This is a genomic window from Spirillospora sp. NPDC048911 (genome assembly GCF_043198015.1).
In the GTDB taxonomy this organism is placed as follows: domain Bacteria; phylum Actinomycetota; class Actinomycetes; order Streptosporangiales; family Streptosporangiaceae; genus Spirillospora.
Map to the genome: position 1 here is coordinate 1,147,659 of NZ_JBICUD010000001.1, position 14,232 is coordinate 1,161,890.

General features: G+C 71.6%; 15 protein-coding genes. 9 read left to right on the forward strand and 6 right to left on the reverse strand.

Annotated features, from left to right (window positions below; all coding sequences use genetic code 11):
* Nucleotides 1-3: 3 nt before the first annotated feature.
* Entirely contained in the window at nt 4-912 is a 909-nt protein-coding gene (locus ACGFNU_RS05310; protein WP_392590364.1) for a LysR family transcriptional regulator, read from the reverse strand.
* A 105-nt stretch (nt 913-1,017) separates the two neighbouring features.
* Here ACGFNU_RS05310 and ACGFNU_RS05315 point away from each other — a divergent pair, with 105 nt between their 5' ends.
* A complete protein-coding gene (locus tag ACGFNU_RS05315; protein ID WP_392590366.1) occupies nt 1,018-2,310 on the forward strand; it encodes an aspartate aminotransferase family protein in 1,293 nt (430 codons plus the stop codon).
* Between the two features lie 60 nt (nt 2,311-2,370).
* On the forward strand, nt 2,371-3,234 hold the full coding sequence (locus ACGFNU_RS05320; protein ID WP_392590368.1) for a helix-turn-helix domain-containing protein: 864 nt from the start codon (nt 2,371-2,373) through the stop codon (nt 3,232-3,234).
* Nucleotides 3,235-3,298: 64 nt separating this feature from the next.
* Here ACGFNU_RS05320 and ACGFNU_RS05325 read toward each other — a convergent pair whose 3' ends face one another.
* Nucleotides 3,299-4,282 (reverse strand): hypothetical protein, encoded by a 984-nt coding sequence (locus ACGFNU_RS05325; RefSeq protein ID WP_392590370.1) that lies wholly within the window; start codon nt 4,280-4,282, stop codon nt 3,299-3,301.
* A 105-nt stretch (nt 4,283-4,387) separates the two neighbouring features.
* Here ACGFNU_RS05325 and ACGFNU_RS05330 point away from each other — a divergent pair, with 105 nt between their 5' ends.
* Together ACGFNU_RS05330 and ACGFNU_RS05335 are read left to right on the forward strand one after the other, a co-directional pair.
* Nucleotides 4,388-4,990, forward strand: coding sequence for a TetR/AcrR family transcriptional regulator (locus tag ACGFNU_RS05330; protein ID WP_392590372.1), 603 nt, complete (start codon nt 4,388-4,390; stop codon nt 4,988-4,990).
* Nucleotides 4,991-5,048: 58 nt separating this feature from the next.
* Nucleotides 5,049-5,636: a TetR/AcrR family transcriptional regulator gene (locus tag ACGFNU_RS05335; protein WP_392590374.1), complete on the forward strand. Its 588-nt coding sequence runs from the start codon at nt 5,049-5,051 to the stop codon at nt 5,634-5,636.
* A gap of 6 nt (nt 5,637-5,642) precedes the next feature.
* Here the strand turns inward: ACGFNU_RS05335 and ACGFNU_RS05340 are convergent, their stop codons facing one another.
* On the reverse strand, nt 5,643-6,272 hold the full coding sequence (locus ACGFNU_RS05340; RefSeq protein ID WP_392590376.1) for a DJ-1/PfpI family protein: 630 nt from the start codon (nt 6,270-6,272) through the stop codon (nt 5,643-5,645).
* Between the two features lie 73 nt (nt 6,273-6,345).
* Here ACGFNU_RS05340 and ACGFNU_RS05345 point away from each other — a divergent pair, with 73 nt between their 5' ends.
* A complete protein-coding gene (locus tag ACGFNU_RS05345) occupies nt 6,346-7,281 on the forward strand; it encodes a GlxA family transcriptional regulator (protein ID WP_392590378.1) in 936 nt (311 codons plus the stop codon).
* A 1-nt stretch (nt 7,282) separates the two neighbouring features.
* Here ACGFNU_RS05345 and ACGFNU_RS05350 read toward each other — a convergent pair whose 3' ends face one another.
* Nucleotides 7,283-8,347 carry a Clp protease N-terminal domain-containing protein gene (locus ACGFNU_RS05350; protein WP_392590379.1) on the reverse strand — a complete coding sequence of 355 codons (1,065 nt, stop codon included), beginning with the start codon at nt 8,345-8,347 and terminating at the stop codon, nt 7,283-7,285.
* Nucleotides 8,344-8,574, reverse strand: a complete 231-nt coding sequence (locus ACGFNU_RS05355; RefSeq protein ID WP_392590380.1) for a ribbon-helix-helix protein, CopG family — start codon at nt 8,572-8,574, stop codon at nt 8,344-8,346. The genes ACGFNU_RS05350 and ACGFNU_RS05355 overlap by 4 nt, the downstream gene beginning before the upstream one ends.
* Nucleotides 8,575-8,643: 69 nt before the next feature.
* Here ACGFNU_RS05355 and ACGFNU_RS05360 point away from each other — a divergent pair, with 69 nt between their 5' ends.
* The 4 genes from ACGFNU_RS05360 (at nt 8,644) to ACGFNU_RS05375 (ending at nt 13,233) form a co-directional block, all read left to right on the forward strand.
* Entirely contained in the window at nt 8,644-8,994 is a 351-nt protein-coding gene (locus ACGFNU_RS05360) for an ArsR/SmtB family transcription factor (protein WP_392590382.1), read from the forward strand.
* Entirely contained in the window at nt 8,991-9,626 is a 636-nt protein-coding gene (locus ACGFNU_RS05365; protein ID WP_392590384.1) for an SRPBCC family protein, read from the forward strand. Before ACGFNU_RS05360 ends, ACGFNU_RS05365 begins: the two co-directional genes overlap by 4 nt.
* A gap of 793 nt (nt 9,627-10,419) precedes the next feature.
* Complete coding sequence (locus ACGFNU_RS05370; RefSeq protein ID WP_392590386.1) at nt 10,420-10,851, forward strand: nitroreductase family deazaflavin-dependent oxidoreductase; 432 nt, start codon at nt 10,420-10,422, stop codon at nt 10,849-10,851.
* 153 nt (nt 10,852-11,004) lie between these two features.
* Nucleotides 11,005-13,233, forward strand: a complete 2,229-nt coding sequence (locus ACGFNU_RS05375) for a histidine kinase (protein WP_392590388.1) — start codon at nt 11,005-11,007, stop codon at nt 13,231-13,233.
* A 316-nt stretch (nt 13,234-13,549) separates the two neighbouring features.
* On the opposite strand, the gene ACGFNU_RS05380 is transcribed toward ACGFNU_RS05375, so the two are convergent.
* A complete protein-coding gene (locus ACGFNU_RS05380) occupies nt 13,550-14,155 on the reverse strand; it encodes a DNA-binding response regulator (protein ID WP_392590390.1) in 606 nt (201 codons plus the stop codon).
* Nucleotides 14,156-14,232 lie beyond the last annotated feature (77 nt).

Consider the following 14,232-nt stretch of genomic DNA (forward strand, 5'->3'; position numbering starts at 1 on the left):
CCATCAGGCGTTCTCTCTGCCGCGGGCTGCTCGCAGTGCGGCCCGGACGGCCACCAGCGCCGGACGCGCCAGGCTCTCCTCCCGTACGGCCGTGAAGATCCGGCGCACCACCGGCGCCCCGGCGATGGGCAGCACGGCCACCCCGGGATCGCGTTCCGGCCGGGCCAGCTCGGGCAGCAGCGTGACGGCCTGCCCGGCGGAGACCAGCGCGAGCAGGGCCAGCACGTCGCACGTCTGATGGCGGCGGTCGGGCGTGAACCCGCCGTGCTTCCGGCAGACCTCGATGACCACCCGCCCGTGGCTCTCGGTGGGAGCCCCGGCCGCCCACACCTCCGACTCCAGGTCGCGGATCCGCACCGGCGCGCTCCCGGCCACCGGATGGTCGCGCGGCACGACCAGCCTGACCTCCTCGACGTGCAGCTCCTCGAACGCGAACCCGGCGGGCCGAGGTCGCGGCACCGCCTCGTACTCGTCGCAGACGGCGAGGTCGCAGCCGCGCCGTTCGAGGACCTCCAGCGCCTCGTCGGGCTCGGACATCACGGTCTCGATCCGCAGCCCCGGATGGCGGGCGGCCAGGTCGGCGAGCACCGGCGCGAGCAGGAAGGCGGCCGTCTGGAACGCCACGATCCGCACCACGCCGCTGACCGCGCCCGCGGTGGCCGCCACCTCGGCCTCCGCCAGCTCGACCCGCGCCAGCAGCACGTCGGCATGGCGGGCGAGGACGTGCGCGGCCTCGGTGAGGCGGAGCCGCCGTCCGTCCCGTTCGAAGAGCGTGACGCCCACCTCGCGCTGGAGCTCCGACAGCTGGTGGGACACCGTCGAGGGGCTGTACGACAGGGCGGCCGCGACGGCGGCGATCGTGCCGCGGCTCCGGAGCTCGTTGAGCAGGCGAAGCCGCTGCAAGTCCATCATGCGTCGAACTCTTCCACGAATATCGGTCGAAAACATCCGATAGACCCGATGGGTCGGTGCGGGCGACGATCGGCTCAGGACGTCCCCCACGGAGGGAGCAGGCAGATGGATCCACGAGCCGAACTGCTGATCCGCTACACCGGCGGCGAATGGTGGCCGGACCTGATCGAGAGCGCCGCCGGGTCATGGCTGGAGACCACGGACGGGCGCCGGATCCTCGACTTCACCTCCGGGCAGATCTGCGCCACGATCGGGCACAACCATCCGCGCATCGTGGCGGCGATCGAGCGGTCCCTGAACGACGTCGTCCACCTCAACTCGACGATGTTGTCGCCGCCGGTCCTCGACCTGGCCGAGGGCCTGCTGGCCACGCTGCCGGACGGCCTCGACCGGGCCATGTTCCTGAGCACGGGCGGCGAGGCCAACGAGGCCGCCGTGCGCATGGCCAAGCTCGCGACCGGCGGCTTCGAGGTCCTGGCGCTCGGACGCAGCTGGCACGGCATGACCGCGATGAGCCAGGCGCTGACGTTCTCCGCCGGGCGCCGCGGGCACGGGCCCACCCAGCCGGGCATCTTCACGCTGCCCGCGCCCTACTCCTACCGCTGCCCCATCAAGCACTGCGCCGGCACCTGCGACACCACGTGCCTGGACGTCGGATTCGAGCAGTACGACGAGCAGTCGGTGGGCGCGCCGGCCGCCGTCATCGCCGAACCCGTTCTCTCGGCCGGCGGCATCCTCGTACCGCCGCCCGGCTATTTCACCCGGCTCATGGAGCTGGCGCACGAACGCGGGCTGCTGTTCATCCTGGACGAGGCGCAGACGGGCTTCGGGCGGCTCGGCGCGATGTACGGGATGGAGCTGTACGGGATCACGCCCGACTTCGTGACCCTCTCCAAGACCCTCGGCGGCGGCCTGCCGATCAGCGCGGTCGTCACGTCCACCGGGATCACCCGGACGGCCCAGGACCGGAACCTGCTCTACTACACCTCCCACCAGTCCGATCCGCTGCCCGCCGCGGCCGCGCTCGCCGTGCTCCAGGTCGTCCAGGAAGAGGACTTGCCCACCCGCGCACGCGAACGCGGCGAACGTTTCAGCGGTCACCTGCGCGAGATGGCGGAGCGGCACGAGGCGATCGGCGAGGTCCGCGGCCACGGCCTGCTGTGGGGCGTCGAGCTCGTGACCGACCGGGACACCAAGGAGCCGGCCACCGAACTCGGCACCGCCGTGACACGGGCCTGCGAGCAGGCCGGGCTCTGCATGAACATCGTCCGCAGCCCCGCGGGCACGGGCATGAGCGCCTGCCTGCGCATCGCCCCGCCGCTCACGGTCACCGAAGACGAGATCGACACGGCCGCCGGGATCCTCGACGAGGCACTGACGAAGTCCACCGCGACATGAGACAGCCTGGCCCTGAGAGGGCCACGATCCGGAACCGGGCGAGCAGGTACATTGCGCCTTGTGAGCGACAATGAGCTGGGCACGTTCCTCCGCCTCCGCCGGGAGGCCGTCAAGCCCTCCGACGTGGGGCTGCCCGAGGGGACGCGGCGCCGCACGCCCGGCCTGCGCCGGTCGGAGCTGAGCACGCTCGCCGGCATCAGCGTCGAGTACCTCACGCGCCTGGAGCAGGGCCGCGACCGCCACCCGTCCGCCCAGGTACTGGCGGCGCTCGCCGACGCGTTGCGCCTCGGCACGGACGATCGGGTGCACCTCCGCCACCTGGCCAAGGCGAGCAGCGGCGGGCTCGGGGCGCTCTGCCCGGGGGCGCTCACCCCGCCCAGCCGGTCCGTGCGCCCCAGCGTGCGGATGCTGCTCGAACGGCTGGAGCCCGCGCCCGCCGTACTGCTGAACCGGCTGGGCGACGTGCTCGCCTACACGACCGGCTACGAACGGCTCGCGCGGCCCATCGGCCTGCTCGACGCCGAACGGCCCAACCTCCTGCTGTTCACGTTCACCGACAGCCGGGCGCGCGCCGCCTACCGCGACTGGGAACGGATCGCGGACGAGCTCGTCATCGACCTCCGGTACCGGTCCGACTGCACCGACCCGCACGTCACGGGCTTCGTCGAAGAGCTGATGATCCTTGGCGGCCCGCCGTTCAGCGACCGGCTGGCGTTGCCCGTCGAGCCGCCGAAGCCCCTCGCGGTCGAACGCCTGGACCATCCCGAGGTCGGGGAGCTGCGGCTGACCCGCGAATTCCTGGAGCTGACCGAGACCGACGCGCAGCGCCTCGTCGTCCACCTGCCCGCCGACGACGCCACGTCCACCGCCCTCGACCACCTCACCGGCCGCCAACCAGGCGCCCTCCGCGTAGTGAACGCCTAATCCACCAACGCCGGAGAGGCCGGCGCCCAGTGTGGGCGTCGGCCTCTCCGTGTAGTAGCCAGGGTCAGGAGGCGAGGGCGGGTTCGCGGTGGTCGGCGGCCTGGGCCTCCTGCGGGCCGCGGGCCCGGCGGGCGCCGATGCCGAAGAGCGCCAGCGCGGCGGCCGCCCAGACGAGCAGGACGGTGAGCGGGCCGCCCGCGTTCGCCCCGTCGAAGAAGGCCACCGAGCGGAGCAGCGAGACGGCCGCGCCCGGGGGCAGCAGCTGGCCGATCATGCCCCACGGCTGGGGGAGCAGCTCCGGCGCCGAGGTGGCGGCCGACAGCGGGTTGCCCACCAGCAGGAAGGTCAGCGCGCCGAGGCCGATGCCCGCCCGGCCGATGGCGGCGGCGAGCCCGGCGACCGTGCCGGTGACGGCCAGGATGGCGAGCGCCATGACACCGGAGACCGCGAGGTAGTCGCCGGGCAGGATCGACAGCCAGCCCTGCGCGAGGGCCGCGGTGGCGAGGCCGCCGAGGACGGCGAAGGTGACCGCGCCGACCAGCCGCCACGCCAGGGACGGGATCAGGAAGGTCAGCAACACCGCTCCGGCGATCCCCGACATGATCAACGGCAGTGCCATCGCGCCGAATCCGGCGCCTCGCGGATCGTCGGCATCGGCGGTCACCACGTCCTGCACCGGCACGGCCTTGACGCCCGCCAGCTGCTGGGCGACCTGGGTGAGCTGCTGCGAGATCAGCGGGCTCGCCGCCGAGGCCACGATGACGCGCGGCCCGGCCGGGGTGGTGACGATCGCGCCGTAGGCCTCACGGTCGGTGAGCGCCTGCCGGGCGGCGGCCTCGTCGGCCCGCTCCTCGATGTCGAACGCGCCGGGCTGGTGCCGCTCGAGCTGCTGCGCGACGGCGGCGGACTGCGGGCCGGCCACGACGAGCGGCACGTCCCGGGGCGCGATGTGCGTCGCCGGCCAGGCGAACGCGATGACCATGACCAGTTGCAGCAGGGTGGCGGCGGCTCCGAGGATCAGGGCGCGGGCCGCGATCGGCGACTTCATGGTGGCTGCTCCGTTTAAATCGGATGTCCGTTCTCTTTATGTCCCGAAGCTTCACACGGGCCGCGTCCGGTTGTCAAGAACGGACGTTCGTTTTTATATTGAGCCATGCCTCGAGTCAGTGAAGAGCACCTTGAACGTCGCCGCCTCCAGATCCTGGACGCGGCGCAGAGCTGCTTCGCGCGCAAGGGTTTCCACGAGACCTCGCTCCAGGAGATCTTCCGGGAGTCGGGCCTGTCGGCCGGTGCGGTCTACCGGTATTTCCGCAGCAAGGACGACCTCATCCGGGCCATCGCCGCCCGCAGCCAGCCGCTGGTGGTGGCCATCCTCGAAGAGATCCTCGACGCCGACGAGCTGCCACCGCTCGACGAGATCGTGGCCCGGTTCGCCGTCGGCGTGGTCGAACGGATGGGGCCGGGCGGCGCGGCGTGGATCGCGCCCCAGGGGTGGGCGCTGGCCGCGTACAACCTTCCCATCCGCGAGGCCATCGCCGACCTCTTCCGCGACAGCAGGGCGTGGTGGCTGCGCGTCGCCGAGCGTCTCCAGGACGAGGGCGAGCTCGCGCCGGAGGCCGATCCGCACGCGATCGCGGCCGTGCTGACCAGCATCATTCCCGGGTTCATCATGCAACGACTGGTACTAGGCGACGCGGATGCCGAGACCCTTCGTGAAGGGATGCGAACGTTGCTCTCCACAGACCCCGCTCTATGAGAACGAGGCGCCCGGAAGCAGCCAGCATGGGTTAGCACGGCTGTGCTATGAAAAGTCCATGCCGAGAGTCGTGGATCCCGTGGAACGGCGGCGCGAGCTGGCCGAGGCAGTGTGGCGGGTCATCCGCCGCGATGGGCTGGAGCAGGCGTCCGTGCGGAACGTGGCGCGCGAGGCCGGCCTCTCGATGGGGTCGCTCCGGCACTACTTCGACAGCCAGGGCAAGCTGCTCGCGTTCGCGCTCAACATGGTCATCGAACGCATCGAGCGGCGGATCTCGGCGCTGGGCCCGCAACCCGACCCGCGGCGGCGTGCGGAGCTGGTGCTCGCCGAGCTGCTCCCCATGGACGCCGAGCGCCAGGCCGAGAACGAGGTGTGGCTGGCGTTCACCGCGCGCGCCCAGGTCGACCCCGAGCTCCGCCCGCTCCGCGACCACGGATACGACGTCCTCGCCGCGGGATGCCGCCAGATCGTCCAGGACCTGCTCGGTGCCGGGGCGGCCGACCCGGAGGTCGAGACGCAGGCCGAACGTCTGCACGCCCTAGTCGACGGCCTCGCCGTCCACGCCGCCACACGCCCGGACCGCAACAGCCCAGAACGCCTGGCGGCACTAATAGCCCGCCACCTAGACGACCTAACCGCACGCTGAGCTCGCCTAGCGCCCGGCGGCGAACGCCCTGGCGAACTCGACGACCTCTGCGGGCGCCTTCTCCGCAGACCCGGCGTTGAACGGCGGTTGCGGGTCGTACTCGGTGAAGAGCTGGACGACCATCGCCTGCGCCTCGTCGAACAGGCGCGCGACCAGGGTGAGGCCCATGTCGAGCCCGGCCGACACCCCCGCCGCCGTCATCACGTCACCGTCGACGACCACCCGATCCGTGCTGACGACGGCGCCCAGTTCGCCGAGCAGGTCCCGCGCGAGCCAGTGCGTGGTCGCGGGCCGCCCGGCGAGGATGCCCGCCTTGGCCAGCAGGGTCGCTCCCGTGCAGACCGAGGTGGTCCAGGTGGCGTTCGGATGCGCCGCCGCCAGCCAGGCCACGAGGGCGTCGTTCTCCTCGAGCACCGCGCTCCAGAATCCGCTGCCCGGCACCACGATGAGATCCGGCTGGGGCAGTTCGTCGAACGTGGTGGTCGCGTTGAGCTCCAGCCCGGCGTCAGCTCGGACCGGACCTCGCCGGGCGCCCACGAAGTGCGCGTTGATCTCCGGATGCTGGGCCAGCATCTCGTACGGTCCCACGAGGTCGAGGGCGGTCATCCGGTCGTAGAGAACAAATGCGGCGTCCATGGGCCCCAGCATGTGCCCGCCGCCCCAGCGGCATCAATGACGCGAACCCCACGTATCGGGACATGATGGGTTCATGCGCGACGTTCTCATCGTCGTCTACGACGGCATCCAGCTTCTCGACGCCGCGGGCCCGCTGGAAGTGCTCCACGGCGCGGGCTACCAGGTGCGGCTGGCCTCCCCGGACGGGAAGGACGTGATCGCGCACTCCGGCGCGCGGCTCGGCGTCGACTGCGCTCTGGACGTCCCACCGCCTGACACTCTCCTCATCGCGGGCGGCTGGACCTATGGCACCGCCGATCCCGGGCTGGTCGAGGGCATCGCGCGCCTCGCCGCCGGGGCCCGCCGCGTCACCTCCGTCTGCACCGGCGCGTTCCTGCTGGCCGCCGCGGGACTGCTGGACGGCCGCCGCGCCACCACCCACTGGGCGTTCACGTCGGAGCTGGCCGCGAGCCACCCCTCGGTCACGGTGGTCCCCGACGCGATCTTCGTGCGGGACGACCCGATCGTGACGGCCGCCGGCGTCACCGCGGGCGTGGACCTCGCGCTCGCCCTGGTGGAGGAGGACGAGGGCGCCGGCATGGCCCGCGAGATCGCCAAGTGGCTCGTGGTCTTCCTCCAGCGGCCCGGCGGCCAGTCGCAGTTCAGCGTCCACAACCGCACGCCGCCGGTGCGGGACACCGCGCTCCGGCGGCTCCTGGAGCACATCTCCGCCGCCCCCGGCGCGGATCTCTCCGTCGCGGCGATGGCCGGCCGCCTGTCGATGAGCCCGCGCCATTTCAGCCGCATGTTCACCAGGCAGGTGGGATGCAGTCCCGGCCGGTACGTGGAACGGGCCCGGGTCGAGGCGGCCCGCCTCCTCCTGGAGAACGGCGACGAGGGCGTCGAGGTGGTGGCCCGGCTGAGCGGCTTCGGCACCACCGAGACGATGCGCCGCACGTTCCTCCGTGAGCTCGGCGTCCCGCCCAGCGCCTACCGCAGCCGCTTCCGCACCACCGCCAGGCAGATCTAGGTCAGGCGCTGCGGGACGTGCCGTTGTCCGGTTCGATGCCGTGCCGGCGCAGGAGGGCACGGAGCCGGTCGACCTCGCCGTGCAGACGTTCGTTCTCCTCGAAGACCTCCTCCAGCTCGGCCAGGATGTATTCGCGGCGGCGGCCTCGTGAAGGCGCGTCCCCGGCGCGGATGAGGTCCATCACCGTGCCGACGATCGCGGCGCGGTCGGCGCCTTCACGTCCGTGCAGGATCTGCGCCGCGAGCCCCTCTCCTTCGCGGAGGATCGCGAGCAGGATGTGCTCGGTGCCGACATGGCCGCAGCGCAGGCGCCTGGCTTCGCGCTGGGCGAGGTCGAGCACCTTCTTGGAACGCGGCGAGAAGCGCGGGTCGTCGGTGCAGGCGTCGGTGCCGTAGCCCACGATCCGTTCGATCGCGGCACGGATCTCGTACGGAGTGAGGCTCAGCCGGTCGAGCGCCTGGCCGCCGATGCCTCCGGCGTCCAGCAGGCCGAGGAGCAGGTGTTCGGTGCCGACGTAGTTGTGGCCCATGGAGGTGGCGGCGGAACGGGCGGCCGCCACGGCCTGGTGGGCGCGTTCGGTCAGCTGGGCGGGCTTCTTCGACATGTCCGGCCTTTCGGGGGAAGGGAGTACCTCGGCCGATCGACGCGTCCCGGTGGAACGGCGCATGTCGGTGGAGCGGCGCGTTTCGGGGGAGGGGCGCGTCTCGGCCGGACGGAGCCGCGCGGCGATCCACGCGGCGACGGCGGCCTGGCCGGTCGTCCCGGCGTCGATCGCGTCGATGAGGTCGCGGGCGGCGCGGGCCGGCCGCAGGTCGAGATCGAGGCCGCGTTCGCCGACGAACTGGAGGGTGGCGAGCAGTGCCACCTGCCGGTTGGCCCGGGCGAACGGGCGGTGCCGGACGAGGGCCACCAGCAGCCCGGCCGCCTGGCCCTCAACCGGGTGGCCCGGCACGTCCGCCTCGCTCAGGGCGGCCTCGGCGGCATCCAGGTCGACGAGCGCGAGGGCCCGCGCGGTATCGAGGCTCAGCAGCCGGGCCGCGATGGCGACGAGATCGGCGGGGGTCATTCGGAGTCCCGCAGCATGCGAAGGGACTTCTCGTGGCGGGCGAGGTTCTCTTCGAGCAGGGCCTGGAAACGTTCGTCGGCACGCCGCTGGTCGACCAGCGCGGCCACCGCCTCGCGCGCCACGTCCGACACCGTGCGGCCCTCGACCTCGGCGACCAGCCGCAGCCGTTCGGCGAGCTCGGGGTCGAGCCGCAACACCATGTTCTTGGTAGCTCGTTCTTTAGACATCGTGATATCACGATACCTCATCTGATATTGGCGTTGACTTATATAAGTAGAAGCGAATATTGTCAGCCTGTGCACGCCTTCGATGTCCTCGGTGATCCGGTGCGCCGCCGGATCCTCGAACTGCTCGCGAACGGGGAGATGACCTCCGGGGCGGTCTGCGCCGTCATCCGGGAGGAGTTCGGGATCTCCCAGCCCGCCGTGTCGCAGCACCTCAAGGTGCTGCGTGACAGCGGCTTCGCGACGGTCCGCCCGGAGGGCACCCGGCGGCTGTACGCGGTGGATCCCGCGCCGCTGCGGGACGTGGACGAGTGGCTGGACCGCTTCCGCCGTTTCTGGACACCGCACCTGGACGCGCTCGGCACCGAGCTGGCCCGGGGCAAGCGAGAACGCCGGCGCAGAGAGCAGAGGAGCGACGAATGATCGACGTCAACCACCAGATCAACGCCGTCCGCCGCCGGGTCGGCAGCCGCGTGCTGGAGGCGGGCGAGGCCCGCACGATCACGATCAGCCAGGCCTACGACGCCGAACTCGACGACGTCTGGGACGCCTGCACGAACGCCGAGCGCATCCCGCGCTGGTTCCTGCCGGTATCCGGTGATTTGCGGCTCGGCGGCCGCTACCAGTTCGAAGGCAACGCCGGCGGCACGATCGAGCGCTGCGATCCGCCCAAGAGCTTCGCCGCGACCTGGGAGTACGGCGGCGAGATCAGCTGGATCGAGGTGCGGCTGACGCCCGAGTCCGACGGCCGGACGCGCTTCGAGCTCGAGCACATCGCCCACGTCGACGACACGCGCTGGGCCGAGTTCGGCCCGGGCGCGGTCGGCATCGGCTGGGACATGGGTCTTGTGGGGCTCGCCCTCCACTTCTCGGGCAAGCCGGACGCGGCGGCGGAGGGCGCGGCCTGGACGGTGTCCGAGGAGGGCAAGACCTTCGTGACCCTCAGCAGCGAGGCCTGGCGGGACGCGAGCATCGAGGCCGGAACCGACGAGGCCGAGGCGAAGGCCGCCGGGGACCGGTGCACCGCGGCCTACACCGCGTCCCCCGAGGAATGATCACCGGCCCGCGATCGTAGAGGTGGACGGCTGGTGCGCAGGGGGGAGTGTGCACCAGCCGCCCCACTCGCCGGAGTGCCCCGTACGAGAGAGGTCACTCCGAGCATCCCGGACGCGAAAGCCTGGCCTCCGCCGAATCCGGGATGCCCGCTGCGGAGCCGAAAAACCACTCCCCCTCCTTCACCTCGTCCGCAACCGTCCCACCCCCGCCGACACCGCCCATAGCCACGCCGTTCGTCCGCCAGCGCTCCTGGAGCGCGTCCCGGGTCGACTCCGCACCGGTGGGCCGGTTCCACCGGGCCGCGCCCGCATGTCTGGCCGCCAAGCGCTTGGCCATGACCCGCAACGCGTTGCCAAGGGGCCCTGTTCACCGGGACCTTCACGAGCTCCCCGAAGGACCTTCGGAGGGGCCTTCAGCCGTATCGGCCACCCGCTGTGTGGCCACGCGCATCTTGACCGCGGGCTCCCGGCCGGGCTCTAATGATCACCGTGCCGCGAGAGATGTGACGCTGACCAGGAGGGCAGCGGCAGGCAGGCGGCACACCTTCACAGACACGCATGACGACACCTGATTCCGTGCGTGGCTTCTCTGATCCACCCCTTCACGCCGCGCGCGCGGCGCTGATTCCCGCGTCCCTGGACGACCGTCCCCGGCCCGGCTACGCCCCAGCACCCCCGAGTAAGACGTCCCAAATCAAGACGACCCCAGAGCAAGACGACCCCAGAGCAAGACGACCCCAGAGCAAGGCGTCCCCGAGCAAGACGACCCTTTGAGCAAGGAGATCCACTAGACATGACCAACGACTTCAACCGGCAGATCATCGAGGAGTTCCGCGCCAACGGCGGACGTGTCGGCGGTCCGTTCGAGGGCGCCGTGCTGGCGTTGCTGACCACCATCGGGGCCCGGACGGGGAAGTCCCGTACGAGCCCGGTGGGCTTCGTCCGCGACGGCGAATCGCTGCTGATCGTCGCGTCCGCCGCCGGGGCGCCCGAGCACCCGGCCTGGTACCACAACCTCGTGGCCCACCCCCGCGTCACCGTGGAGACCGGCGACGGCACCCGCATCGAGACCACCGCGATGATCGCCGAGCCCGCCCAGGGCGAGGCGCGCGACCGGTTGTTCGCGAGGGTGGTCGAGGTCGCGCCGGGCTTCGCCGACTACCAGGCCGGAACGTCCCGCGTCCTGCCCGTGATCGTCCTACGCCAGGCGGACGCCCGGCCATGAACGGGCCGGGTGACTCTCCGCGGCCGAAACCGGCCGACTAGCCGCCAGGCACCCGACCCGAGGTGCATTTTGCACATAACGCCCATGCACAGTGCATAAAGTGACTCTCGGTCATTCGGGTGAGGGACGAGGGCCAGGAGGCGGGGGGTGCACATGGGACGGGCCGCTGACCTCGGCCGGGTGCCGCGACTGGCCACGGTGCCGATCCTGATTTGGCTCGGCCTGTACCTGGTGTACCGCATCGTTCGTCTGACGAGCACCACGAGCGTGCCGGGGGTCGCCCGGCCGGGCGAGGCGGCCATCGCCTGCGGAGTAATGCTCGTCGTGCTGCTCTGTGCTCTGCACCTGCCGATCGTGCTCCGGCGCGTCACCCGCCGCGCCGCGGTCGGGATCATGGGAGCGCAGGCGGTGCTCGCCTACGCGCCGTACGCCTTCCTCGGCACGACCTGGGATCCGGTGTCGGGACTGCTCATGGCCTCGATCCTGCTCACGTTCACCGGGCGGTGGTCGTGGGGCTTGGCGGCGGCCGTCGCGATCGGCGAGTTCGTGATCGGGCGGTGGCTGCTGCCGGACGCCATCGCGCCCCGCGCCGTCTGGGCGTTCCTGGCGACCATGGCGGTGGGGCTGTCCTGTTTCGCGATCGTCCGCCTCGGTGACCAGGTGCGCAGGCTCCACGAGACCCGTGCCGAGGTCGCGCGGCTGGAGGTCAGCAAGGAGCGGCTCCGGATCGAGAACGGGCTGCGGACCGCGCTGGGCGAGCGGCTGACGTCGATCATCGACGACGGCCGCCGCGCCGGCGCGGAGCCGGGCCGGGTGGCCGGCCTCGTCGCGACCGCGCGGGAAGCCCTGGCCGAGATGCGCTCGGTGGCCGACGGTTACCGGAGCCGGTCGCTGGCCGAGGAGATCGAGGCCGCTCTGGCCGTGCTGACCGCGGCCGGGGTCCAGGTCTCCGCCGACGGGCCGCCGGACGGCCTGCCGGAGGAGATCGACGCGGCCCTGGCGGCCGTACTTCGTCGCACGGTGATCACCGCGCTGCGGCAGGGCACGCCGGAGCGCTGCCGGATCGAACTGGACGGTTCGGCACGGCTGCGAGTGTCGTTCCCGGACGCCTCGGCGGCATTCGATGAGGCGCTCGCGGAGCCGAGACGCGAGGTCGAGAGGCTGGGCGGCCGGATCGATCTTGGAACCGCCGTGGACGCACGGATTCCGGTCGGCCGGCGCGAGGCCACACCGATGCGGGGTAGGGCCGCCGCCCCCTGGCTCGCCTGGGCGGTCCTGCTGGCCGTCGAGATCGACTTCGTCGGCACGACCGCGACCAACATGACGTGGCTCGCCGACGTGGGAGTGGCGCGCTACGACGCGTTCCAGATCGCCGCGGCCGTCGTCGCCCTGCCGCTGGTCAGCGCGCTCCAGCTTTACCACGTGTTCCCGCGGGAGCTCGGTGCGCCGCCCCGCGCCTGGCCGGTGACCCTCACCTTGCAGACCGTGCTGCTCCTCATCGTCATGGTGACCGTCGGGGAGGCCGTCCCCGCGCCCTACACGGGCCTGGTGGCGGGGGTCGTGCTCTTCCACGTCCGGCCCCGGCGGCTCGCGGCCTGCATCGTGCTGGCGCTGTTCGTCCCGCTGCCGATGATCTACGGGACCGGCCCCAAGATGCTCTTCGAGTGCGTCCTCTCGTACTGCCAGTGGATCGTCATCGTCCATGCGCTGTGCGCCCTGCCGGTCGCCGTGGCCGAGTTCGACGCCGCCCGCCGCGCGACCGCGCGGATGGCGGTGATCAAGGAACGGCTGCGGGTCTCCCGCGATGTGCACGATCTGCTCGGGTTCCAGCTGTCGGCGATCGTGGTCAAGGGAGAGCTCGCGGCCGATCCGCGGAGCCGCACCCCCGGCCCGCACCTGGCCGAGCTGGTGACGATCGCCGAGGAGGCACGCGCCGCCGTCCGGTCGATCACCCGGGACCTCGCCGGGATCACACTGGGCGCCGAAGCGCTGGTGGCCCGGTCCCTGCTCGCCGGATCGGGGATCGAGGCCCGGGTGGACCTTTCCGCCCCGGTGCACTCGGACGACACCGACGTCCTGCTGGCGATCGTGTTGCGCGAGGCCGTCACGAACGTGGTCCGCCATTCGCACGCCGACGTCTGCGAGATCCAGACGTGGATCGAGGACGCGACGCTCCACATGCGCGTCCACAACAACGGCGCCGTAGACCAGTGCCCGGCCCGTCCAGGCACCGGACTCGACAACCTGCGAGGACGAATCGAGGAAGCCGGCGGAAGCCTGACCGTCCAGCGCGGGCCAGACACCTTCACCCTGACCGCCGAACTCCCCCACCCCCCAAATCAAGAAACCCCAAACCACCAAGTCAAAGCCGCGCCCGTCTAAAGCCGCGCCCGTCTAACGCCGCGCCGCTCTGACGCCGCGCCGCTCTAACACCGCCCCCGTCTGCGCTGCGGCGGTCTGATGCCGCGCCGGTTTGACGCCGCGCCGGTCTGATGCCGTCCCGGTCTGATGCCGCGCCCGTCTGATGTCGCGCCGCATTTGTCGTGTCCGTTTGGCGCCGCGCCGCTTATGCTGCGTCCCTTTTGCACTGCACCTGCTGGCCGCCGCGCCTGGCTGATGTCATGGCGCTCTCATGCGGCAGCGCTCTGTGCGGTGGCTGGCTGAGGTGGTGTCTGCTGACGGGTGCTTGGCTGGTGGCTTAGATCCAGTCGGCGTCGGTGGCGATGCGGATGGCGTCCACTCTGTTGCGGGCGTTGAGTTTGGTGACGGCGGAGGCCAGGTAGTTGCGGACCGTGCCGTAGGAGAGGCCGATCTTGGCGGCGATCTCGGGCGGCTCGGCGCCGGACGCGGTGAGGCGCAGGACTTCGGCCTCGCGGTCGGTCAGCGGGCTGCCCTGCACGTCCAGCGCCTGGAACGCCAGTTGCGGGTCGATGACGCGGCCGCCGCGCGTGACGGTGCGGATGGCCTCGACCAGGTCCTGGGGCCGGGAGTCTTTGACCATGAACCCTGAGACGTGGGCGGCCAGGGCCCGGCGGAGGTTCCCGGGCCTGGCGAGGCCCGTCAGGATCAGCGTCCGGCAACCGGGCAGCCGCTGGTGCAGCTCGGCCGCCGCGCTGAGCCCGTCCAGGACGGGCAGCTCGATGTCGATGACCGCCACGTCCGGCGTGTGCTTCAGGGCGGTGGCGACGATGGCGTCGCCGGACTCGACGGTGGCGACGACCTCGATGTCGTCCTCCAGCGCCAGCAGCCCGGCGAGCGCCTCCCGCAGGATGCCCATGTCCTCGGCCAGCAGTACACGAATCATTCGCGCCTCCCTGTCCGCGCCGACGAGCCCCCCATTCTGCCTGGTGGACGAGGTGATCCCAAAGGTGCGGAGCGTCC